Source organism: Buchananella sp. 14KM1171, assembly GCF_041380365.1.
In the GTDB taxonomy this organism is placed as follows: Bacteria; Actinomycetota; Actinomycetes; order Actinomycetales; family Actinomycetaceae; genus Buchananella; species Buchananella felis.
The window spans coordinates 92541-116534 of sequence record NZ_CP159981.1; the positions used below are offsets into that span (position 1 = coordinate 92541).

General features: G+C 68.1%; 18 protein-coding genes and 1 pseudogene. 18 read left to right on the forward strand and 1 reads right to left on the reverse strand.

Annotated features, from left to right (window positions below; all coding sequences use genetic code 11):
• Window positions 1-71: 71 nt before the first annotated feature.
• Complete coding sequence (gene tkt / locus ABYF38_RS00370) at window positions 72-2210, reverse strand: transketolase (protein WP_371152155.1); 2139 nt, start codon at window positions 2208-2210, stop codon at window positions 72-74.
• Window positions 2211-2364: 154 nt separating this feature from the next.
• On the opposite strand from tkt, the gene ABYF38_RS00375 reads away from it, so the two are divergent.
• The 18 genes and pseudogenes from ABYF38_RS00375 to ABYF38_RS00460 all read left to right on the forward strand — a co-directional run bounded on the left by ABYF38_RS00375 (window position 2365) and on the right by ABYF38_RS00460 (window position 23962).
• On the forward strand, window positions 2365-3330 hold the full coding sequence (locus tag ABYF38_RS00375) for a site-specific tyrosine recombinase XerD (RefSeq protein ID WP_371152156.1): 966 nt from the start codon (window positions 2365-2367) through the stop codon (window positions 3328-3330).
• Window positions 3331-3390: 60 nt separating this feature from the next.
• The gene (locus ABYF38_RS00380; RefSeq protein ID WP_371152157.1) at window positions 3391-4611 is read left to right on the forward strand and encodes a hypothetical protein; all 1221 of its coding nucleotides are present in this window, start codon (window positions 3391-3393) and stop codon (window positions 4609-4611) included.
• Window positions 4612-4715: 104 nt separating this feature from the next.
• Window positions 4716-5942, forward strand: coding sequence for a hypothetical protein (locus tag ABYF38_RS00385; protein ID WP_371152158.1), 1227 nt, complete (start codon window positions 4716-4718; stop codon window positions 5940-5942).
• Between the two features lie 125 nt (window positions 5943-6067).
• Window positions 6068-6922, forward strand: coding sequence for a ParA family protein (locus tag ABYF38_RS00390; RefSeq protein WP_371152159.1), 855 nt, complete (start codon window positions 6068-6070; stop codon window positions 6920-6922).
• A 178-nt stretch (window positions 6923-7100) separates the two neighbouring features.
• Window positions 7101-7928 carry a pseudouridine synthase gene (locus tag ABYF38_RS00395; RefSeq protein ID WP_371152160.1) on the forward strand — a complete coding sequence of 276 codons (828 nt, stop codon included), beginning with the start codon at window positions 7101-7103 and terminating at the stop codon, window positions 7926-7928.
• The gene (locus ABYF38_RS00400; RefSeq protein ID WP_371152161.1) at window positions 7925-9040 is read left to right on the forward strand and encodes a prephenate dehydrogenase; all 1116 of its coding nucleotides are present in this window, start codon (window positions 7925-7927) and stop codon (window positions 9038-9040) included. The genes ABYF38_RS00395 and ABYF38_RS00400 overlap by 4 nt, the downstream gene beginning before the upstream one ends.
• A gap of 12 nt (window positions 9041-9052) precedes the next feature.
• On the forward strand, window positions 9053-9790 hold the full coding sequence (gene cmk, locus ABYF38_RS00405; protein ID WP_371152162.1) for a (d)CMP kinase: 738 nt from the start codon (window positions 9053-9055) through the stop codon (window positions 9788-9790).
• Window positions 9791-9882: 92 nt separating this feature from the next.
• Window positions 9883-11436, forward strand: a complete 1554-nt coding sequence (der, locus tag ABYF38_RS00410) for a ribosome biogenesis GTPase Der (RefSeq protein ID WP_371152163.1) — start codon at window positions 9883-9885, stop codon at window positions 11434-11436.
• Between the two features lie 171 nt (window positions 11437-11607).
• Window positions 11608-12762, forward strand: coding sequence for a cell wall-binding repeat-containing protein (locus ABYF38_RS00415; protein WP_371152164.1), 1155 nt, complete (start codon window positions 11608-11610; stop codon window positions 12760-12762).
• A 217-nt stretch (window positions 12763-12979) separates the two neighbouring features.
• Window positions 12980-14059, forward strand: a complete 1080-nt coding sequence (locus tag ABYF38_RS00420; RefSeq protein WP_371152165.1) for a cell wall-binding repeat-containing protein — start codon at window positions 12980-12982, stop codon at window positions 14057-14059.
• Between the two features lie 87 nt (window positions 14060-14146).
• Window positions 14147-15187 (forward strand): cell wall-binding repeat-containing protein, encoded by a 1041-nt coding sequence (locus ABYF38_RS00425; RefSeq protein WP_371152166.1) that lies wholly within the window; start codon window positions 14147-14149, stop codon window positions 15185-15187.
• Between the two features lie 184 nt (window positions 15188-15371).
• Complete coding sequence (locus ABYF38_RS00430) at window positions 15372-15608, forward strand: hypothetical protein (RefSeq protein WP_371152167.1); 237 nt, start codon at window positions 15372-15374, stop codon at window positions 15606-15608.
• 81 nt (window positions 15609-15689) lie between these two features.
• A complete protein-coding gene (locus ABYF38_RS00435; protein WP_371152168.1) occupies window positions 15690-16775 on the forward strand; it encodes a cell wall-binding repeat-containing protein in 1086 nt (361 codons plus the stop codon).
• A 40-nt stretch (window positions 16776-16815) separates the two neighbouring features.
• A complete protein-coding gene (locus ABYF38_RS00440) occupies window positions 16816-17916 on the forward strand; it encodes a cell wall-binding repeat-containing protein (RefSeq protein ID WP_371152169.1) in 1101 nt (366 codons plus the stop codon).
• 145 nt (window positions 17917-18061) lie between these two features.
• Entirely contained in the window at window positions 18062-19657 is a 1596-nt protein-coding gene (locus ABYF38_RS00445; RefSeq protein ID WP_371152170.1) for a pentapeptide repeat-containing protein, read from the forward strand.
• Window positions 19658-19779: 122 nt separating this feature from the next.
• On the forward strand, window positions 19780-20691 hold the full coding sequence (locus ABYF38_RS00450) for an aldo/keto reductase (RefSeq protein ID WP_371152172.1): 912 nt from the start codon (window positions 19780-19782) through the stop codon (window positions 20689-20691).
• Window positions 20692-20779: 88 nt separating this feature from the next.
• Entirely contained in the window at window positions 20780-22252 is a 1473-nt protein-coding gene (locus ABYF38_RS00455; RefSeq protein ID WP_371152173.1) for a pentapeptide repeat-containing protein, read from the forward strand.
• Between the two features lie 263 nt (window positions 22253-22515).
• Window positions 22516-23962: pseudogene (locus ABYF38_RS00460) on the forward strand (IS1634 family transposase).
• Window positions 23963-23994: the final 32 nt, after the last annotated feature.

Below are 23994 nucleotides of genomic sequence, written 5' to 3' on the forward strand. Positions count from 1 at the left end.
TCCGTCTAGCGGCTGCCTATTTGCCGCGGTTTGTCGGTGTTGGGTGGGCGGGATTTGGGTAGATGCGTTGCTCAGGCGGCGCTGCCGGCGCGCGCGATGGACTGGCGGGCGGCGGCGGCCACGTTCTGGGCGGTGAAGCCGTACTCCTCGAAGAGGCGCTCGGCGGAGGCGGAGGCACCGAAGTGCTCCAGGCTGACGGGCACGCCGGCGTCGCCGAGGAAGCGGTACCAGCTCTGGGCGATACCGGCCTCCACGGTAACCCGCGCACGTACGGATGCGGGCAGGACCTGCTCGCGGTAGTCGGCGTCCTGCGCGTCGAACCACTCCACGCACGGCATGGACACGACGCGCGCGGCCACGCCCTCGGCGGCCAGCAGTTCCTGCGCCTCCAGCGCGACCGCGACCTCGGAGCCGGTGGCGATGAGGACGACGTCGACCTTGCCGGCCGCCCCCTGCTCGCCGGCCGTGCTCTGGCCTGCGCCGCCGACGGCCCCGGCCTCGCGCAGCACGTAGCCGCCGCGGGCCACGCCCTCGGCGCTGGCCAGGCCGCTGGCTTCGTCGCGTACCGGGTCGGCGAGGTTCTGGCGGGAGAGGATCAGGCCGGCGGCCTTGTCTCGCACCAGCACCTCGCGCCAGGCCACGGCCGTCTCGGCAGCGTCGGCGGGACGCACGACGCTCAGGCCTGGGATGGCGCGCAGCGCGGCCAGGTGCTCCACGGGCTGGTGGGTGGGGCCGTCCTCGCCCAGGCCGATGGAGTCGTGGGTCCACACGAAGATGGAGGGCACGTCCATGAGGCAGGCCAGGCGCACGGCGGGGCGCATGTAGTCGGCGAACTGCAGGAAGGTGCCGCCGTAGGGACGGGTGAGTCCCTGGGTGGCGATGCCGTTGAGGATGGAGCCCATGGCGTGCTCGCGGATGCCGAAGTGCAGGGTGCGCCCGTACTCGTGGCCGGAGAACTCGCCGGTGGAGCGGTGGGCGGGCAGGAAGGAGGGCTCACCCTTCATGGTGGTGTTGTTGGAGCCGGCCAGGTCGGCGGAGCCGCCCCACAGCTCGGGTAGCACGCCGGCCAGGGCGCTGAGGACGGCGCCGGAGGCGGCGCGCGTGGCCATCGGCTTGCCGGTGCCGAAGGCGGGGATGGACTCCTGCCAGCCCTCGGGCAGGCGGCGGGCCTGCAGCCGCTCCAGGAGCTCGACGCCGGCGGGGTTGGCCTGCGCCCAGGCGGCGTAGAGCTCGTCCCACTCCTTACGGGCGGCGGCGGAGAGCGCGGCCGCGCCGGCGCGGGTGTGCTCCACCACTGCTTCTTCCACGGCGAACATCTGCGCCGGGTCGAAGCCCAGGGCCTCCTTCAGCCCGGCCAGCTCCTCGCCGCCCAGCTTGGAGCCGTGGATGCCACCGGTGTTCTGCTTGGTGGGGGAGGGCCAGCCGATGATGGTGCGCACCGCGATGAGGGAGGGGCGGGCGTCTGCCTTGGCGGTCTCGATGGCGGCGGCCAGGGCGTCCAGGTCCTCCACGTACTGCCCGGTGGCGGTGAAGTCCACGCGCTGGGTGTGCCAGCCGTAGGCGTCGTAGCGGCCCAGCACGTCCTCGGTGAAGGCGATGTCCGTGTTGTCCTCGATCGAGATGCGGTTGTCGTCCCACAGCACGATGAGGTTGCCCAGCTCCTGGGTGCCGGCCAGGGAGCATGCCTCCGCGGTCACGCCCTCTTGCAGGTCGCCGTCGGAGGCGATCACGTAGACGCGGTGGTCGAACGGGGACTTGCCGGCCTCGGTGTGCGGGTCCAGCAGGCCGCGCACGCGGCGCTGGGAGAAGGACATACCGACGGCAGTGGCCAGGCCCGCACCGAGCGGACCGGTGGTGGTCTCGACGAACTTGGTGTGCCCCAGCTCGGGGTGGCCGGGGGTGAGGGAGCCCCAGGTGCGCAACGCCTTCAGGTCGTCCAGTTCCAGGCCCAGGCCGGCCAGGTAGAGCTGGACGTACTGGGTGAGGGCGGAGTGCCCCGCCGACAGCACGAACCGGTCGCGGCCCTCCCACCGGTCGTCGGCAACGTCGTACCGCAAGAAGCGCTGAAAGAGCGTGTAGGCGATGGGGGCGAGTGAGATCGCCGCGCCGGGGTGGCCGTGGCCTGCGTTCTCTACCGCGTCGGCCGCCAGCACCTTGGCGGTGTCAATTGCGCGGAGGTCCAGTTCGGTCAGGTTTAGGGGCGCGGGCACGTTCTCTCCTTGTTTGACTCCAACTCGCAGGTCCAAGCCTAGTTGGCGCGGCGGGTGTTGCGCGCCTTGCCGGGTACCGATTGGCTCCCTGTAAACGAAAACGGCGCTAACCTTACGGCGTTATGTCCGCATGATGGGCGAGGGGAGGCAGGGCGTGGCCGCAACGACGCAGGCGCCGCCGCACGGTCAGGCGTTGCCCGGCCCGCTTTCTGCCCAGATTCCGCTCTACCTGGCCCACCTGCGGGTGGAGCGCGGCCTGGCTGAGAACACGCTTGCTTCCTACCGCCGCGACCTGCAGCGTTACAACGCCTTTCTGGCTGGCAGGGAGGTGGCCGACGCTGCCGCCCTTACCGAGCAGGACATCGAGGCCTGCGTGCAGGCCTGCCGGCTGGGGCAGGACGGTGGCACGCCGCTGGCGGCTTCCTCTGCGGCCCGGCTGGTGGCCTCTGTGCGTGGACTGCACCGCTTCCTGTTGGAGGAGGGGGTGGTGGCCCGCGACGTGAGCGCGGACGTGGCCCGGCCGGCGGTGCCCAAGGCGCTGCCCAAGGCGCTGGACCTGCCCACGGTGGAGGCGATTCTGGCGGCGGCCGCCCGCAAGCCGGGCCCGGCCGGTGCGCGCAACGCGGCGCTGCTGGAGTTCCTCTACGCCACCGGCGCGCGGATCAGCGAGGCGGTGGGGATGGACGTGGACGACGTCTGCCTGAGCGAACCCGCCTCGGCGCTGCTGCGCGGAAAGGGCAGGAAGGAGCGTGTGGTGCCGGTGGGTAGTCACGCGGTGGCGGCGCTGCGCGGCTACATCGCGGCGGCCCGCCCGGAGTTGGTGGCGCGCGGCGAGGGCACGCCCGCGCTGTTCGTCAACGCGCGCGGGCAGCGGCTCTCGCGCCAGTCGGCCTGGGCGGTGCTGCAGGAGGCCGCCGCTGCGGCGGACGTGCAGGAGCACATCTCCCCGCACGTGCTGCGTCACTCGTTTGCCACCCACATCCTGAATGCCGGGGCGGACGTGCGCGTGGTGCAGGAGCTGCTGGGGCACGCCTCGGTGACCACCACGCAGATCTATACGCGCGTCACGGCCCAGGCGCTGCGGGAGGTCTACGCCACCAGTCATCCCCGCGCGCGCTGATTTCGGTCTGTTGCCCGTCGTTCTCCTTCTCTTGTTAGTGGCCGGGGGCACAATGTGTGCATGACCGCAAACCAGTCCCGCCCGCCGCGCCGCAGGAGGCCCATCCACCCGGTCTACGCCGTGACCTCGCTGATCGCGGGGGCCGCGCTGGTGACCGCCTCGGTAGTGCTCATCGCCACCGGTGCCGGCAGCGACGCGGACCAGCCCGGGCCGCACCCGGCGGCGCCCGCGCCTAGCCCTTCCACCGCCTCGCCCGCCGCTGCGGGGACGGAGGCGGCCAGCCCGGGCACCTCCACGCCCGGCGAACAGGCGGGGGCCGGCTCGCTGCGGCCGGGTGGAACGTCGTCCAACCGCTTCTGGCCGGATCCGGCCGACGCGTGGGCGGTGGTCCCGCCGGAGTGCGCCCAGCTGGCGCTGCTGCCTGGCCCGGAGAGTGGCGCGCTGCACTTCGTCGACGGCGCGGCGGCCTCCCCTACTGGGGCAGGGCGGGTGAGGATCGAGACGGTGCACGACGTTTCTCCGACGCAGTCCGCGGCTACGGCCGTCGTGCTTAGCTGCGTCGCGGAGACGGGCGAGACCCAGCAGTCGGTGGCGATCTACAACGGCGCCGGCGAGCTGGCCACGGGGATCGAGCTGTGGGCCGGCTGGGGCCGCACCATGTTGCAGGCGGAAGTGCCGGTGGTTCGCTTCTCCAAAGTGGAAACCATCGGCAACGAACTGCACTTGACCGTGCAGGACGTGCGCGCCGCACCCCTGCCGGGCGCGCTGGCTGGCACGCCCGTGGAGGCGACGATCGTGCTGTGGTGGGGCGGGGAGCGATACGAGTACCAGACCACGCGCTACCAGAGCACGGCGGGCATGTGGGAGCACCCGCAGGCCTGGCAGCTGCAGGAGTTCTACGACGCCCTGGCCGCTGGCAACGACGCGGCGGCCGCCGCGCACACCAGCCCCGAGAACATGAAGGCGGTCCAGACCGGCTGCCTGGGCGCCTGCTCGAACGGCGTGAGCAACTACCGCGCCTCGATCTTCCCGCCCGGCGGGGTGGTGGAGGAGTGCGTGCTCATCGGAGAGCTGGGCGTACCCCTGCCGGAGGTGGACGGCGCGGCGCGCAAACTGCCACTGGAGGTGAGCGGGGAGGCGGGAGACTTCTTCTGCGGGATTCGGCGGCCCGGTCAGGAACTGGAGCCCGACGGGGCCATGACCTACGCCCAGTGGCTGATCGTGCGCTCTGCGCAGGGGGAGGGCTACTACGTCACCCAGTTCGGGCGGGCGTTCAGTTAGCGGAGCGTGCCCTGTGACGCCGGGGTTGCCGGCATCCTTCCCGCCGGCGTGGTGGCAGAACCCAAGTCGCCCCACCATTACGTGACGTGGGGCACAATTGAGCCATGCGCTCCTCGAACCCTCCTGAGTCTGCGCAGACGGAACGCAGACGTGTTCACACCGCCTACGCGGTAGCCGCCTTCGTGGCGGGCGTGGCGCTGCTCGTCGCGGCCCTGGTGGCCCTGTTGCTAGGGCTGTGGCCCACCCCCTCCGGCCCGATCGGGGCCGGTCCCTCGGCCTCCCCGAGCGGACCCGCCTCCACCGGCGCGCCCGCCCCAAGCTCCCCGGTCTCCACGCCCCCGATGGCGCCCACCACTACGCAGGCCGCGCCGACGCAAGAGCCGGGAGGAACGTCGGGCGGCGAATTCGACCCCGACGCCCCCAATCTCAGCGTGGTAATCCCACCGCAGTGCGCGCAATGGGCCCTCATGCCGGGGCCGGAGAGCGGGCCGGTGCAGTTCACGGACAGCAAGGCGCAACCGGTTCCCGGCGCCAGGGAGGTGCGCATAATGCGCATCGACAAGGCCGGCCCCCTGCAGGGCGCCTCCACCGTCATCGTGTTCGGGTGTGAGGGCCCACGCGGAAAGATCCAGCAGTCCGCAGGCATCTACAACACGCGCGGCGAACTCATCTTCGACGTCGAACCGTGGGCGGGCGAGGACCGTTCCATGCTCCAGGCGCACGTGCTGCAGGTCGAGTTCACGGTCGTGGAGGCCAGCGGCACCGAACTGGCGCTCACCCTCTGGGAAGTGTTGGCCGCCCCAGACGTCGGAGCTGAATCGGGCACCGACGCCCAGGCGGTGATCGTGCTGCACTGGGTGCCGGACGGCTATAAGTACGCCACCACGCGTTTCTACAGTGACTTCGGCGAGTGGGAGCAACCCAAGCTTTGGGACCTGCAGCTGTTCTACAACGCCCTGGCTGACGGCAACGACTCAGCGGCCGCGCCCCACACCAGCGCGGAGAACATGACAGCCGTGCAGACCGGCTGCGTGGGGGTCTGCCCGGACGGGGTGAGCAACTACCGTGCCTCGATCTTCCCGCCCGGGGGAGTGGTGGAGCAGTGCGTGCTGATCGGCCCGTTCGGCGTCCCCATCAGCGACGTCGACGGGCAGGGGCGCCGGCTCGGCATGGAAGTCACTGGCGAGGCCGGGGACTTCTTCTGCGGCATCAGGCGCCCGGCGCAGGATTTGAACCCGGACGGCAGCCTGTCCTACCTCCAGTGGTTCATCGTCCAGTCGCCCCTGGACGGCGACTACTACGTTTCCCAGTTTGGGCGGGCATTCGGCTAGCGCCGCGCCGGTCCATGAACGGGCGTGGCGCCCGCAGTGCGCCAGCCCCGAAGAATCGCGGCAAATACGTTGGCGCCCGGCGCGGTCTGCACGGCAAGGAGCGCCCGGCGCGTTAAGGTGGCCGCGTGAGTGAGAACCTGAGCTTTCCCGAGCTAGCAGATCTGAGCCCTGGGTTCCCGGAGCCGCCCGCGCTGGAGGGGCACGGCCCGGCCCGCATCATCGCCATGTGCAACCAGAAGGGCGGGGTCGGTAAGACCACCACCACCATCAACCTGGGCGCCGCACTGGCTGAGTACGGCCGCCGGGTTCTCATCATCGACTTCGACCCGCAGGGCGCCGCCTCCGCAGGCCTGGGCGTGGCCGCGCACGACCTGGACAACACCATCTACACGCTGATGACCCAGCCGAAGATGGACATCCACGACGTCATCGTTCCCACCGCCACGCGCAACCTGGACCTGGTGCCGGCCAACATCGACCTGTCCGCCGCAGAGATGCAGCTGGTCAACGAGGTGGCCCGCGAGTCCATCCTGGCGCGCGCGCTGCGCCCGGTGCTGGACGAGTACGACGTGATCATCATCGACTGCCAGCCCTCCCTGGGCCTGCTCACGGTCAACGCGCTCACCGCCGCCCACGGCGTGCTGATCCCGCTGGAGGCGGAGTTCTTTGCGCTGCGCGGCGTGGCCCTGCTGGTGGAGAACATCGAGAAGGTGCGCGATCGCCTCAACCCGCGCCTGACCATCGACGGCATCCTGGCCACTATGGTGGACAAGCGCACGCTGCACACCCGCGAGGTGCTGGAGCGCCTGGAGCAGGCCTTCGGGGACACCGTGTTCAAGACCCAGATCGGACGGACCATCAAGTTCCCCGACGCCACGGTGGCCACCGAGCCGATCCTCTCCTACGCCCCGAACCACGCCGGCGCGCACGCCTACCGCCAGCTTGCCCGCGAGCTCATCGCCCGCGGCGCGAGCGCCTGACCCACCCGCCTGCAAGCGCCTGAGCCACCCGCAGGGGGCTCGTCCGGCGCGCGCTGCTGCACTCCACCGCCTTTTCCTGAGAAGATGGGGGCGAGCCTGTCCGTGCTGGAACCGCTCGATAACGTGTTTCCGGCCCCGCGCGGGCACACACGGCATCGATCTGGAAGGCTTAAGGGAAATGAGCGAGTTCCACGCGCGCGCCGCCCGCACCGGGCACGGCGGAGTCAAGAGGCGCGGACCGGTGCGCGGTAAGGCCACCGAGCCGGTGGCCAACGTGCATGACCCCTCCGGTGAGCGCCTGCAGAAGGTGCTGGCCGCCGCCGGGGTGGGTTCGCGTCGGCAGTGCGAGTCCCTGATCGCCGCCGGGCGTGTGCAGGTCAACGGCCAGGTTGTCACCGAGCTGGGCGTGCGCGTGGGCCCGGGCGTGAAGATTCACGTGGACGGCACGCCGGTGCAGACTGACATGGGCAAGATCACCATCGCCTTCAACAAGCCCACGGGCGTGGTCTCCACGATGAGCGACGACCAGGGCCGCTTCCACATCGGCGAGTGGTTTCAGGACCGCAAGGAGCGCCTGTTCCACGTGGGTCGCCTGGACACGGACACCGAGGGGCTGATCCTGCTGACGAACGACGGCGAGCTGGCCCATCGGCTGTCCCACCCGTCGTACGAGATCCGCAAGACCTACCTGGCCACGGTGGAGGGCACCTGCAAGCCGGGCCTGGTCAAGCGCCTGGAGAGCGGCGTGGAGCTGGAGGACGGCCCGGTGGTGTGCGACAAGGTCACCATCAAGGCCGCCACCCCGTGGGGTTCGATCGTGGAGATCGTGCTGCACGAGGGCCGCAACCGGATCGTGCGCCGCCTGATGGAGGAGGTGGGCCACCCGGTCACGCGCCTGGTGCGCACCCGCGTGGGCCCGATCCTGCTGGGTGACCTGAAGCCGGGGCGCCACCGCGTGATCTCCGGCCCGGAGTTGTCTTCCCTGATGCAGGCCGTGGACCTGTGAGCGCGAAGCTGACCGCCGGCCCCGTGCTGATCATCGGCACGGGGCTGCTGGGCGCCTCGCTGGGTTTGGCGCTGCGCCCGGAGGTGGAGGTCTATTTGCGCGATTCGTCGCCCGCCGGGGCGGCGTTGGCGCGCGACGTTGGCGCCGGCCGCACCGATTGGGCCGGCCGCCCGGAGCCGAGCCTGGTGGTGGTGGCCACGCCCCCGGACGTGGTTGCCGAGGTGGTGGCCGGGGCGCTGGCGGAGTTCCCGCGCGCCGTGGTCACGGACGTGGCCTCTATTAAGGCCGACGTGGAGACTGACGTGTTGCTGCTGGCGGGCCCGGAGGCGGCGCGCCGCTACGTTGGTTCGCACCCGATGGCCGGCCGGGAGCGCACGGGGGCGCTGGCTGCGGACGGCTCGTTGTTCCTGGGCCGCCCGTGGGTGGTGGTGCCGCACGCCGGTTCCAGCGATGAGGCGATTAACGCGGTGCGCTCGCTGGCGGTGGACGCCGGGGGAGTGCTGCACCAGCTCTCGGCGCGCGAGCACGACGCCGCAGTGGCGTTGGTGAGTCACGTGCCGCAGGTGGTCTCCTCGCTGCTGGCGGGCCGCCTGGTGGAGGCCCCGGCCGGCGCGCTGGACCTGGCGGGCCAGGGTTTGCGGGACGTCACGCGCATCGCGGCGTCCTCCGAGCGCATGTGGACGGCGATCCTGACGCAGAACTCGGCTCCCGTGCGCGCGGTACTGGCGCAGCTGCAGGTGGAGCTTTCCGGTGTGATTGAGGCGCTGGCGGCGGCCGAGCAGGCGGGCCCGGAGGCGCCGGGCGTGCACGGCACCCTGGGGGCGCTGCTGCGGGGTGGCAACGAGGGCGTGGCCCGCATCCCGGGCAAGCACGGCGGGGCGGGCACGCGCTTTGGCCGCCTGACGGTGCTGATCAGCGACGAGCCGGGCCAGCTGGGCCAACTCTTCACCGACGCCGGCGAGGCCGGCATCTCTATCGAGGACGTGACGATCGAGCACGCGCGCGGCAAGAAGATGGGCATGGTGGAGCTCTCCGTGCTGCCGGCGCACCTGAGCGATCTGGCCGCCGAGCTGACCAGGCGCGGTTGGCGGATCGTGGAGACCGAGGTTTAAGGAGGCGCGCTGATGAGCACGCAGGATGCAGGCGCCGGGATTGGGCGCACCGATGCGCCGCTGGTGGCGATCGACGGCCCGAGCGGGGTGGGCAAGTCCACCGCCGCCAAGGGCCTGGCCCGCCACCTGAAGGCGCGCTACCTGGACACGGGCGCGATGTTCCGCACCGTTGCCTGGTGGTGCCAGCAGTGCGGCGTCGACTTGGACGACGCTGCAGCCGTGACCGCCACCGCGCGCGCCACGCCCTTGGAGATGGGCCAGGACCCCGACGCGCCTTTCGTTCGCGTGGACGGGCAGGACATCACGGAGGCGATCCGCGACCAGCAGATCTCGACCGTCGTGTCCAAGGTGGCCACGAACCTGGACGTGCGCGCCCACCTGGCCACCTTGCAGCGTGAGTTGATCGACGCCGCCGTGGCCAGCGGGGAGGGGATTGTGGCCGAGGGCCGGGACATCACCACGAAGATCGCCCCGGACGCGCCCGTACGCATCTTGCTGGTGGCCGCCCCGGAGGCCCGCCTGGAGCGGCGCGCCATGGAGGTGCTGGGCGCGGCGGGGGAGAGCGAACGAGAGGCGGTGCGCGACGCCGTGGTCCGCCGCGACGCAGACGACTCCACCGTCTCCAACTTCTCCACGGCCGCCGACGGCGTGGTCACCCTGGACAACTCCACCTTCACCCCGGCCCAGACCTTGGCGGCCGTCATCGACATCACCGCGGCCGTCTACCCGCGCTTCGCCCGCACTCAGTAGCGCGCACTGATCCGGGCGGCGGGCGGGACGTCGTACACCAAGGGGCGCCGGTGCGGTGGCCGCTAAGCAATCACTTTGGAAGAATTGGGAACATGACTGAGAACTTTGCAGCCGACGAGCTGGACGCCTCCGCCATCGAGCTGTCCGCGCTGGACCTCGATGTGCTTGGCGCGGACGCGGCGCTGCCTGCGCTGGACGACGACGCCGACGACGCCCAGCGCGCGCAGGCCCTGCTGGCCGGCCTGCAGGAGTTCGACCTGGACGACGAGGACCTGGCCCTGCTGGCCGGCGAGGAGAGCTGGGACGAGGAGGCCGAGGAGGAGGCCGCCCCGCCTGTGCTGGCGGTGGTCGGGCGCCCGAACGTCGGCAAGTCCACCTTCGTCAACCGCGTGCTGGGCCGCCGCGAGGCCGTGGTGCAGGACACGCCCGGCGTGACGCGCGACCGCGTCTCCTACCCGGCCGAGTGGGCGGGACGCCGCTTCACCCTGGTGGACACCGGCGGCTGGGAGATGGACGTAGCCGGCCTGGATAAGGCGGTGGCCGACCAGTCCGAGATCGCCATTGAGATGGCCGACGCCGTGCTGTTCGTCGTGGACGCCACGGTGGGCATCACCGACACCGACGAGCGCGTGGTTAAGCTGCTGCGCAAGGCCGGCAAGCCCGTGGTTCTGGCCGCAAACAAGGTTGACTCTGCGGCCCAGGAGGCCGACGCTTACGCCCTGTGGAACCTGGGTCTGGGCGAGCCCTTCCCGGTGTCCGCGCTGCATGGACGGGGTGCCGGTGACGTGCTGGACGCTGTGGTGGCGGCGTTGCCAGAAGTCAGTGGCGTGGCCAAGCCGCGCCCCAAGGGGGGACCGCGCCGGATCGCGCTGGTGGGACGCCCCAACGTGGGCAAGTCCTCGCTGCTTAACTCCCTGGCGGGGGAGAACCGCGTGGTCGTGGACCCCACCGCCGGCACCACACGCGACCCGGTTGACGAGATCATCGAACTGGATGGCCGGCAGTGGCTGTTCGTGGACACCGCAGGCATCCGTCGGCGCGTCCACCAGACCTACGGGGCGGACTTCTACGCCTCCCTGCGCACCCAGACCGCGCTGGAGAACGCCGAGGCCGCCCTAGTCCTCATCGACGCCTCTGAGCCGATGACCGAGCAGGACGTGCGAGTAATCCAGCAGGCCGTGGACGCCGGGCGCGCCATCGTGGTGGTCAACAACAAGTGGGACCTGGTGGACGAGGAGCGCCAGGCGCTGCTCAAGCGCGAGCAGGAGCGAGACCTGGTGCAGCTGGAGTGGGCGCCGCGCATCAACCTGTCCGCCAAGACCGGTTGGCACACTAACCGCATCGTGCGCGCCCTGGACGCCGCGTTGGAAGGCTGGGGTACTCGCGTGCCCACTGGCCGCCTGAACTCGTTCCTGGGTGAGCTCACCGCCGCCCACCCCCACCCGGTGCGTGGTGGTAAGCAGCCTCGCATCCTGTTCGGCACGCAGGCTCACGTGGCTCCGCCGCGCTTCGCGCTGTTCACCACCGGGTTCCTTGACCCGTCCTACCGGCGCTTCATCGAGCGTCGCCTGCGCGAGACCTTCGGGTTTGTGGGCACGCCCATCACGATCTCCGTGCGGGTCAGGGAGAAGCGCAAGCGCAAGTAACCCAAGTTCGGCTCGGGGGGTGTGGGGTGGCACTGCCACCCCACACCCCCCGACCGTTGTTTCGCACGCCTAATTCCCTGCGAAAACGCCCCGCGTGTCTGTAGGCTGGATCACCCTCGTTCGCTGCAAGCTATCGCCATTACTCGAGCATTTGACGGGAAGGACACCGCAATGACCCTCACTGTAAGCAAGAGCCGCGTCTGGAGAGCAGCACTGTCAGTTCTGGCTGTGGCGGCGTTCGCGGGCCTCGCCCCGTGGGCTTCTGCCGCCGCTGCCGCGCCCACGCCCGAAGCGACCGGCTCCCCTGTGGGCGGCGAGCAGGCGGCCTTGGATGGCGAGGATGTTGAGCCGGCCGCAACCGAGCTGGAGCCCACCGAGGTTCCCGCCCTCACCGGGCATGCCGTAGCCCAGGCGGAGGCCACCCGCTTTTCCCGCTTCGCCGGCGTTGACCGCTACGACACCGCGCGCAATCTCTACCTTGGGGGCTGGTGGAACCGGGAAGCCCTGGTCGTGGCCAGCGGAGAGAACTACGCCGACGCCCTGGCGGCCACGCCCTTCGCGGCCGCCCACAACATCCCGATCGTGCTGGTCGGCAACGGGCACATCCCCGCCCCCACTGCCGAGGTTTTCCGTACCGCCCGCGAGAAGGGCGCAAACCGCGTCTACCTGGTGGGTGGCACGAACGTGATGACCGCCCAGCTGCGTGCACAGATCAGGTCCTACGGTTTCGACATCGCCCAGCACTTTGGGGGCGCAGACCGCTACGTCACCGCGCAGGGCTTGGCCTTTGCCACCGCAGAGGTCTACCGAAACTCGGGAGCGCCCCTGCAGAAGGTCTTCCTGGTGGACGGCACCAACTTCGCCGACGCCCTGGCCGTTGGCCCTGCTGCGGCCGCAAACCGTGGTGTCATCCTGCTCACCGCCGGTTCTAGGGTGCCTCAGTCCACCTGGTACGCGCTCAGCAAGCTGCACGGTGAGCGCCACGCCATCGGTGGCGGCCCCGTGGCCGCTTTCAAGTACAACGCCGACGGGCTGGTTGCCGGCACCGACCGATACGAGACCGCCGTGCAGGTGGCCCGCACATACCTGCCGAATGTGCCTGAGGTTTACGTGGCCAGCGGGCAGACCTTCCCCGACGCCCTGGCCGGCGGGGCCCTGGCGGCCAACAAGTCCGCCTCCCTGGTGCTTTGCCGCCGCGATGACGTGCCGTTAACCGTGCAGCAGTACCTGCCGCCCCGAAAGTTCGCACACCTCTCGGTGCTCGGCGGCTACGGTTCCATCTCCCAGGACGTCATCGACTTCCTGGTCAACACGGTGGGGAAGTAGCAGGTCACTGCGCGCTGCAAGCCCCGCACCACCGGTCGCCCAAGCGGGCACGCCGGCTTAAGTCTCCCCGACTACCACGGTTGTCTACTTCCGCTTTCGAGTCCTGCGTGGAGCAGGTTGAACAGGGTTTGGCACCGAGTTGACCGGTTGCGCAGGTAACCGCGCGAAGGTGCCGGAACTAATTCAGTGTTTCGAGCTAGAGAGAAGGAGAGCTGCCATGAAGATTCGTTCGCCCCGAAGCAAAAGGCGACTCGCGTTGAGCGTCCTTGTTGGCGCGCTGGCGCTGGCTGTTTCCACGCCGGCAACCGCTGTGAGCGCACACAGCTCGCCCGTAGTTGATCAACAGGCATGCCTGCCGGCAGCGGCCGGGCACACCGATGCCAACGCGTTCGTATGTGACCGCATGGCTGGCCCCAACCGGTATGCCACATCGAAGGCCGTGATGGAACACCCCGGGATCCCGTGGGGAACCACCACGGTGGTGGTAGTCAGCGGAGACAACCCGTACGACGCCCTTTCTGCCACCACGTTTGCTAATGTGCTGAAGGCACCGATCCTGCTATCGCCTTCCCAGGGCTTGTCTCCAGAAACCCGCGCCGCGCTGCAAGCCGCCAAGGCCCGTGGGGTCACAGACGTGGTCGTCGTTGGTGGTTTCAGTTCACTGTCAGCCAGGGTTTCTGACCAAATCTCCGACATGGGACTCTTGTTGGAGCGCTACTACGGCGTGGACCGCTTCGACACCTCCGCGATGGTAGCGTTCAAAACCAGGCAGTACTACGAAGAAGCTGGCCAACTATTGAAGGGCGTGTTCTTCGCAGACGGCAGGAACTTCGCCGATTCCCTGGCTGCCGGGCCCGCTGCAGCCGCGCGCAACGGCATCTTGCTGCTGACGAACGGCTCATCGATGGTCTACCACATCAACGACTCCGTCTTAGACCTCGACGTTCCCATGTGGGCCATTGGCGGCAACGCGGCCAAGGCGGCGGCTCACCTCAACGCGACACCGGTGGTGGGAACCGACCGCTTCGACACCGCCGTGAAGGTGGCGCGCACGTTCTTCCCTTCCAGGACCCGTTGGGTTGCCGCGAATGGCGATTCCTACCCCGACGCGCTCTCCGGTGGCGCCCTGGCAGCACGACTGAACTCTCCCCTCCTGTTGACCAAGGCCAAGACCGTTCCGGGCGTCGTGCGCACCTACCTGAATGAATCGACAGACGCAGAGGGCATCTATCTCCTTGGCGGCCTGAGCTCGATTTCCGAACCAACCCGTCGCCAGCTTTGCGAGGCCGCCAGATAAATCCTGGACAAGCCGGTAGAAAGAAGGGAAATGGCAATGAAATCTCGGTTCACATCGACGCGACGCACGTGCGCCCTTGGTGCGGTTATGTCCGCAGTTACCAGCGCACTGGTTATTTCCTTGAGCGCGTCCCCGGCTGCCTTCGCGGGCTCGCGTGCCGACCAGCCTGACCCGCGCGGACCGCACCTCCCCTCTGCCTGTGAGGCGCCCGGGTTCACCTACAAGCGCCTGGCGGGGCCCAACCGCTACGCCACTTCCCAGGCGGTGATGGAGGAGGGGGCCGGCGCTTGGGGCAGGTTCGTGGTGGTGGCGAGCGGAGAGAATCCCTTCGACGCCCTGACGGCCACCCCGCTGGCGAACGCGCTCAAAGCCCCGCTACTGCTCTCACCCGCCGCCGGGCTCTCCGCAGAAACCCGCGCCGCCCTGCAGACCGCCAAGGAGCACGGCGCCAACTACGCCGTCCTGGTGGGCGGGCTGAACGCGCTCAGCCCCAGGGTGTTCAACCAGATCCAGGAAATGGGGTACCCCTCTCTGGTGCGCTATTTCGGCGATGACCGCTTCGATACCTCCGTCACCGTGGCGATCAAGACCGCGCAGATATACCAGGAGAACGGCCAGGAGGTGAAGGCCGTCTTCTTCGCCGACGGCACCAGCTTCGCCGATTCGCTGGCGGCAGGTCCGGCCGCAGCCACGCGCAACGGCCTGCTGTTCCTCACCAACGGCCCGGCGATGGTCTGGTACGTGGCCGAGGAGGCAGCCTCCTACGATCGACCCATGTGGGCCATCGGCGGGAACGCGGCCAAGGCGTCCACATCCATGGGAGCCCGGCCGGTAGTGGGCGCCGACCGGTTCGACACCGCCGCCCAGGTGGCCCGGACCTTCTTCCCGTCCACCACCAAGTGGCTGGTGGCCAACGGCTACACCTACCCGGACGCCCTGTCCGGGGGAGCGCTGGCCGCCAATCTGCGCAGCCCCATGCTCCTGACGAAGCACAACGGCGTACCGGCGCCGCTGCTTAACTACCTGCGCTCCACTGGGCGGGCTACCGACCTGTTTGTGCTGGGCGGCCCCGGCTCGGTAAGCAGCTTCACCGAAAGGCGGCTGTGCGAGGCCCTGCTGCTGCCCTAGCTCACGCGATTTCGGCCCGCCGTTTACCGCCGTCCGCTATTGCGCGCACCGATTGAGGTGCTCAATCGGCTTCCAGCCCATTTTCGCCCTGGCCGCCTGTAATGTGTCTAACAGACGACCAGGGCGCGCCCGGTGCCAGCAGAACGCATTTCCTGCCCCGCACTTTCCCGAAAAGGAAAACATCGTGAAGAGGAACGCTTTACGCAGTAGCCGAAAAGCGCTGCTCGGCGCCCTCGTAGGGGCGCTGACGATCTGCCTATCCGTGCCGGTGGTGGCGCTGGGCGTCGACTCCCCGCCGGAGGCGGAGGACCGCTACCTCCAGACCGTCGAGGACGCCGACGGCCTGATCGTCGTGGGTGGTTACCACTCCATTTCTCACCAGAGTGCGGAGAGCCTGCGTGAGTTCGCGCGCGTGCGTTAGTGCAGCGCGGTCGCCGGCCCCGGTGCGACCGCTTTTGCCGCTGCTTCGACCGGAGCGATGGTCCAGTTGAAAGGTAGTGACATGAAGACAATACGAGGCAGGGCCCGGGCTGCGTTGGCGGCCGCGTGCGGCCTGCTGGCCGCCACCTCATTCGCGCTCCTCGCCCCGGCGCCGGCCAGCGCCGCCGGGGCCGCACCGGCGGTTGACGCCGGCCACGCTTCGCCAGACGGTAAGGGCGAGGTGATGCCGGCCGCCAGCCCGTGGATCGAGCGCATCGCCGGCAATTCGCGCTACACCACCTCCAAGGCGATCTACTTCTCCCGTGCCTGGGACTACAAGTCGATCGTCCTGGCCTCCGGGGAGATCCCGTGGGACGCCCTGGCCGCCACCCCGCTCGCGGCCGCACTGGGGGCGCCCGTGGTGCTGACGACCCCCGGCTCCCTGCACCCGGCCGCGCGTGAGGTGCTGCTCAACGCTCGCACCGTCGGAGTGACGGACGTGCGACTGGCCGGGGGAACTGGTTCTCTCAGCCCTCGCGTGGAGGCGGAGGTCCGGGCGCTCGGATTCCAGCAGGTGAGCCGCCACTACGGCAGTGACCGCTACGAGACCGCCTCAGTCCTGGCCCACCAGACGCGCGCGGAGTACCTGTCCCAGGGCAAGCAATTCAACGCGGTCTTCTTTGTGGACGGCACCTCCGTCCCCGACGCCCTGGCCACCGGCCCGGCTGCCGCCCAAGAGAACGGCGCGATCCTCCTGACCGACGGAAGGCGGGTGCGCCCCGACATCCTGGGCAACGCGCAGAACTACGGCGTGCCCATGTACGCGGTGGGAGGCGCGGCCGTGGCGGCGCTGCGCGGGGTACACGTGGGCACCCTGGTGGGCGCGGATCGCTACGACACCGCCGTTCAGGTGGCACGCGCCTATGTCACCACCACCCGCCAGTTGGTGATCGCCAGCGGCGAGGACTTCCCCGACGCCCTCTCCGGCGGCGCGATGGCGGCCTACATAAACGGCGCCCTGGTGTTGACCAGGCCCAACCAGGTGCCGCCGCCCGTGCTGGACTACCTGGAACCGGGCCGTTTTCATTTCGCGCTGGTGACCGGCGGTCCCAAGTCTGTCTCCGGCCCCACCTTCAACCGCATCCGCGCCGAGATTGGCGCCAACTGACGCGCACCGTGCAAACCGGCGCAGAAAGGGATTTAAGATCGTGAAGCTCAGAATGAAACGAGCCGGCATCGCACTGGCCACGGCTGCTGTGCTGGCCGGCGCCGTGGCTGCCTCCCCGGCGCTCGCCGGGCCGGCCGACCAGACGGGTGGGCCCACTGGCGGTGCCGTGCCCGTGACCGCCGTGGCGGCCGAGGTGACTCCCCTCCCACTGGACGGGCCCCCGCCCATCCCGCCCAGCGTCTTCGAACGTCTGGCGGGCCCGAACCGCTACGCCACCGCAGCGAAGGTGTTCGAGAAGGGGGATTGGGGCCCCGGTGTGGTGCTGGTGAGCGGGGAGAACCCCTACGACGCGCTGTCAGCGACCCCCTTGGCCGCCTACGGGTCGGCACCGCTCATCCTGACCCCCAGGGCCTCGCTCAGTCCCGAGAGCCGCCAGGCCCTCCTCAAGGCGAAGGCGAACGGCGCGGACGTAGTTCAGGTGGTCGGTGGAACGTCGTCCATCAGCGAGGCCGTGGAGAATCAGGTCAAGGCGTTGGGTTTCTCCGTCGTGGTTCGCCACGAGGGCATCGACCGGTACCAGACCGCGAAGATGATCACCGGCCTCCTCTACGACGCGCACATCAACCAGCACCAGAGCATGGGGCCGATCCTGTTCGTGGACGGCACCAACTTCGCCGACGCGCTGGCCGCAGGACCGGCGGCGGCCACCAAGGACGGCGCGATCATGTTGACGCGCGGCAGGACGCCACTCACCGCCCAGGAGCGGGCGTACCTTAACTCGCTGCACGCGCCCAAGCATGCGATCGGTGGGGCGGCCGTGGCTGCCACGCAGGGCATCCACACCGAGCGCGTGGTGGGCACCGACCGCTACGACACGGCCGTTGAGGTGGCAAGCAAGTACTTCTACCGGCCGCGCACGGTGGTGATCGCTAGCGGGCTGGTGTTCCCCGACGCGCTCAGCGGTGGCGCATTCGCCGCGAACAAGAACGGCCCACTGGTGCTGACCCATCCCACCAGCGTGCCGCAGCCGCTGCGCGGTTACATCAACCCCTCGGAGTACGAGGAGATCTACGTGGTGGGTGGTCCTGGCTCCGTTTCGCAGCGCACCTTCTTGGAGCTGCTGCACGAGGCCAGTCACTGACCGCCCGCAACCGCGAGGCCCGCGTCCCTTCTTGCTGGGGCGCGGGCCGCGTCGCGTGAGCGGGGTGGCCGGGCGGGCAGGCGGGGCGGGCCTGCGGCAGGGTGCGAGTGGCCGGGCGGGAATAAGGCAGGCCTAGAATTCGCGTGTGCGCAAGGTAGCGAAAGTGCTGTTGGGGGTGGTGGTAACGCCCCTGGTGGCACTGGTGCTGCTGTTCTTTCAGTTCCTGCAATACGGGATGCCGCGCCTGCGCCGCGCCGTGCTCACGCGCAGCCAGCAGGCCGCCACCCGGATCGGTGGCGCGCACCTGGCTGCAGCCGCCTTGTTGTGGGCGCCGGGACCGGCCTGGCGAGGCTGGCGGGCGGCGAGCTGGCCTTGGTGGGACGACGTTGCCGCCTGGCCGCTCCTGCTACAGACGCTGGTTTGCCTGGTGCTGGTGGTCGGCGCGCTGTGGTGGCTTGGGCAGGCCGGGCTCTGGCGGCGCCTGGGACTGTGGCTGCACGGCGGGCCAGTTGCACGTGCATTTGGTGGGCCGGTGCTGCGGCGCGCACGCCACCGCGAGGTGCTGGCCCGGATCGAGCGGGCCGCGCTTGGTTTGGGCGCGCCCGAGGAGGATGCGCGGCTCGAAGCGGTGCGCGCGCTGGGGGAGTTGGCCGACTTACACCGGGGCGTCTACAAGCAGCGCGTCGTGGACGCGCTGTGCGGCTACCTGCGGGGGAGCGGGGTAAAGGCGTCGGAGGTGGCGAGGCGGTCGGACGAGGCGTCGGGAGCGTCGGAGGTGGCGGCCGGGGCTGCCCGCGAAGGGGCACCCGCCACGGCGGCGCACGACGAGGCGGCTGCTGAGACCCAGCGGGCGGTCCTGGAGCTCATCTCCACCCACCTGCGCGCACCTGCCAAGACGTCCTGGAGCGCATGCTGCTTCGATCTCACCGGCGCAGTGCTCACCGCCCCCGTGGAGTTCGAGCGCTGCGAGTTCTTTGCCCCCGTTTCCTTTGCAGGCGCGGAGTTGCAGGGGAACGCGAACTTCTCCCGTGCAAGGTTCTGGCGGGGCGCGGACTTCACCAGCGCGGAGTTTGGCGGTCACACCAAGTTCGTGCTGGCGCGGTTCCCGGCCAGGACCGGTTTTGCCGGGGCGGCCTTCCGCGCCAGCTGCGACTTCACCGCCGCGATGCTGGCGGAGGGGGCTGACTTCGCCGGGCTCACCGTACAGGGTGGGTTTTCCTGCACGAACGCCTTGCTGGGCCGCGGCGCGAGCTTTGCCGGGGCGCGCTTTGCGGACACGGCGGAGTGCTCCGGGGCCGGTTTCGGGGCGCGGGCCAACTTCCGGGGCTGTGCGTTTGCCTCCTTCACTTCCTTTGACGGCAGCCGCTTCGGGGCCGGGGCCGACTTTGACGGCGCGGAGTTTGCGCGCGGGGTGGACTTCTTCTCCGCTAGCTTTGGTGAGAACGCGAGCTTTGCGGGCGTGATGTTCGGGGCGGACCCGAACGCGACGGTTCCCCGCTACATGGATGATGCCTTCCACACCGGTGTGCGCTTTTCCACGGCTACCTTTGGGCCCGGGGCTACCTTCCAGGGCGCCCGCTTCACCGGCGAGGCGGTCTACGCGGGGGCGAGTTTCCGCCGCCCGCCTCGGTTTGACGGCGCGCTCTTTGAGGGACCCGTCTACGCCGACCGCACCAAGCACGCCCGCCAGAACTGGTTTGCGGGCGCGGTCTTTTCCAATCCCGCCAATCGGCCTGAGTAGGAAATCGCGCGCGTTGCGCGCTTATCAGAACGCCGGTGGAAATAGGCTTGGGGGAGCGCGAGCCGCCGGCGACCATATTGCCCGGTGGCTAAGCAACGGGGCGGCGCGATGAGGAGGAAGAGATGCGCAACGTCGTGCTGCATGGGCCGGGCGAAGCAATCGAGGTACCGAACATCGCGGTCGGTTGCATGCGGATTAACGAGTTGGACGACGCCGGGCGCCGGGCGTTTGTGGATAGCGCGCTGGAGAGCGGGCTGACGTTCTTTGACCACGCGGATATTTACGGCGGGGCACGGCACGTTTGCGAGGAGCTGTTTGGGGCCGTGGGTGTGGAGCGCGAGGCCGTGCAGTTGCAGACCAAGACGGGGATTAGGCCGGGATTTTACGACTCGTCGTACGAGCACATTGTGCGCAGCGTGGAGGAATCCCTGGTGGCGCTGCGCACCGATTACGTGGATGTGCTGTTGATTCACCGGCCCGACGTGTTGGCGGACGCCGATGAGATCGAGCGGGCGTTTGAGGACCTGTACGCGGCCGGGAAGGTGCGGGCCTTTGGTGTGTCTAACCACAATGCGCGGCAGATGAGGTCGCTGGAGTCTAAGTGGGTGGCGGCCAACCAGGTGCAGTTCTCGCTGGCGCACCCGGCGCTGGTGGCGGCGCACCTGACGGTGAACATGCTGTCCACGGAGTTGTCGCCGTCGCGGGACGCGGGGCTGCTGGAGGCGGCGCGGGAGGACGGCGTGGTGCTCCAGGCGTACTCGCCGTACATGGACACCAAGCGGTGGCGCACCTTCATGGGGGATCGGGAAAACTGGGGCAAGCTCAACGAGGTCATCGAGCGCCTGGCTGGCGAGTACGGCGTGGCGCCGGAGGCTATCCCGGCGGCGTGGATCCTGCGGGTCGGCGGCACCCAGGTGGTCACCGGCACCACCAAGGGTGAGCGGCTGGCGCGAATCGCGGCGGCCAGCGATTTGGAGCTGAGCCGGGAGCACTTCTACGAGCTCTACCGCGCAGCAGGCCACGTGCTGCCGTGAAGGGCGCGAGTAGCGGGCGTTCGGGGAGAAAGGCAACGTCACCTGATGGTTTCTCGAGTCTTCTCGCTTTCGTTGGTATAACCGTCTCATGACTAGGGACGGGTACCACGCTGGTTCCGGTTCTGAGTGGGCCGACAAAACCAGTGAAGAAAAGGAACGCATCTTCAGGGCAAAGTTGGCTGCCCTCAAAGCGCAAACTGAGCCAGCGAGGCGCCGTGTAGCTTCGCTCCTTGCTCCCCTCGACTTCCTAGTGCGGCTCTACATGTATCTCTTCCGGGCAACGCTGAGGCATCTGAAAGCCTGGTTTCACAGATGGCCGCTGTTTCTCGTCATAGCCTTCTGGGTAACAGTTGGCCTTAGCGCTCTCACGGGATTGTTTGGCCTTTGGGCATACAACTCCGCGACGGCAAACTCTCCTACAGGCAGTCCACAGGCCATCAAGAAAGCGTGTTTCGACGCTGCAAACGGATTCGTTGCAAACCTCCAGTGCGTGTGGAAGACAGCAGGAGCGGGTCCAGACACCTACGAAGCAATGAAGCTTGCGCTCGCCGTCATCGGTGGAATAGGTGGAGTCGCATTCCTCGTAATCAAGTACCGCACGCGTGCATCGCAGGAACGCGAAGAGGCTCGGGCAGATAGACGGGAGGCCGAAGCGCAGCTCGTAGCAGCTGTAGAGCAACTCGGCTCGGAGTTTCCCCAAGTTCGAATCGCGGGCGTTTATGCACTGGCCGACGTTGCAGACGCTTACCTGGGCGACTACAAGCAGCGCGTAGTGAACATACTCTGCGGCTATCTGCGCACCACGCGGGGCAAGTTTGTTGAGCGCAAGGCAGAAAAGGATATGGTTGAGAATGCCGATGTAAAGACCGGAGGTTCAAAAGCACAAAGATTCTACGAATCCGACGACGGGCCAGTTGAGTCAACTATCCTCGAGGTTCTCGCGTCTCACTTACACAAACAGGACGCTGCCGACACTCAGGCCGCCACAGCAGAGGCCACGCCTTCATGGAGCGAGTGCCAGTTTGATCTACACGGCGCATGCTTCATCGAACCACTAAACTTCAAATCCAGAATCTTCATCGGTGACATCACATTCAAAGAATGCCATTTTGCGCGTGAAGTAAGTTTCAGCGGCAGCATCTTCACCGGCTGGGCCAGATTCGACGGCAGCACCTTCACCGGCAGGGCCAGATTCCACGGCAGCACCTTCAACGACTGGGCCATCTTCTACGACAGCACCTTCAACGACGAGGCCAGCTTCGACGGCAGCACCTTCCGCAGGCAGGCCAGCTTCAACCGCAGCACCTTCAAGGGCGAGGTAACCTTCGACGGCAGCACCTTCAAGGGCGGGGCCAGCTTCTACGCCAGCACCTTCAACGACGAGGCCAGCTTCGACGGCAGCACCTTAACCGGCAGGGCCAGATTCGACGACAGCGCCTTCAACCGGAGGGCACAAGACGCGTACATTAACACTCACGGGCACTCCCCGTTTGGTCCACTTCTTCCGGCAGGCGCTGAGCTACCGCTCGGCGCCCGGTGGGACGATGACCCCGCGCCTTAGGGGCCCACCGGAACCACCTGGCGCCGCTTTCGCTGCCTCCACCATCGGCGATACCGTTATCGCTGCGCTGCTAGGGCACCTCTCCGGAGGTTGACCTGACTTGGACCTCTGGTGGTGTTTTTGGGGTGTGGGTGGGGTGTTTTTGTTGTGTTTCCGGGCTTCTTGGTGGGAGTGCGGGTTACTAGCGGCTGGGTAGAGTTGCTGTGGTGAGCCCGTATGTTCGAAAGGTGAGGACGTCCTCGGGGGCTGTGGCCGTGCAGATCATGACCAAGGAGCATGGCCGTCAGGTCGTCTTGGCGCACCTGGGCTCGGCTCACAACGAGGCTGAACTGGCCGTGCTGGTCCGCCTGGCACACGAACGCATGCACGCCGGCCAAGCAGAACTCGATCTGGATGGTGTTTGTACCCCTGAGCGTCAGGGCACCTGGCTGGCAGCGCCAGTAGTTAAAGGCCAGGCCTCACGTTTGTTGTGGGGTGTGTTGGAACAGGCGTGGTACCGCCTGGGATTTTCGGTGGTGGACGACGAAGCATTTCGCCAGCTCGTGTTGGCCCGGCTGGTCGAGCCGGCCTCAAAGGTAGAAACGATCCGGATCCTGGAGGAGTTGGGGATTGCTGCCCCGCATCGCTCCACGATCAAACGTGCACTCAAGCGCTGTCAGGAACGTAATTACCGCGGCAAGATCGCCAAGGCCTGCTACAAGCACGCGTTGGCGCGCGGCACTCTGGCTCTGTGTTTGTACGACGTGACGACCTTGTATTTCCAGGCCCCGAAGGAAGACGAGCTACGCAAGGTCGGCTACTTGCAAGGAACGCCGCGTGGACCCGCAAGTCGTGGTCGGCTTGCTCGTTGACTCCACCGGGTTCCCGTTGCAGATTGGCTGTTTCGAGGGCAACAGGGCCGAAACCCGCACACTCTTACCGGTCTTGCAGGAAATGCGTGCTCTGCACGGGGTCAAAGACCTTGTCGTGGTTGCCGATGCAGGCATGCTCTGCGCAGCCAACCTGGATGCCTTGGAAGAGGCGGGTTACGGCTTCATTGTTGGTTCCCGTATCGCCAAGGCTCCCCATGACCTGGCCGACCACTTCCACAGCCACGGCACGTTCATGACCGACGGGCAGATCGTGGAGACAACGACACGAATGGGGAGCAAAACCCGCAGGGTGGTCTACCAGTACTCGCGCAAACGGTTTGTGCGTGATAACACCACAATCACCGCCCAGGAGAACCGTGCCAGGGCGATTCTGGCTGGCCAGACCCGCCCGAAAACAGCCCGATTCCTGAAGAAGACGGGCACCCAGACACGCCTGGATGAGGCCGCTATTCAAAAAGCGCGAGACCTGGCCGGCCTCAAGGGCTACGTCACCAACATCCCAACCACCGTGTTGGACGGCGCGGGCGTGATCAACCAGTACCACCAGTTATGGCACGTGGAACAGTCCTTCCGTATGGCCAAGACCGACCTATCTGCCCGGCCCATGTTCCACCACGTCCGCGAGTCAATCGAGGCCCACCTCACCATCGTCTACACCGCGTTAGCCATCGCCCGTCACCTCCAGGCAGTAACCGGCGTGTCAATCAAGAAGATCGTGCGCACACTACGCCCCCTGCGGGAAGTCACCACCGAAATCGCCGGACACGAAGTCACCGCAAAACCCGACCCGGGCCCAGACGCCCACGCCATCCTCAACCACCTACCGGGAATGGTGTAATGGTTGGTGTCACTGGTTGCGGGGCTGTTGGT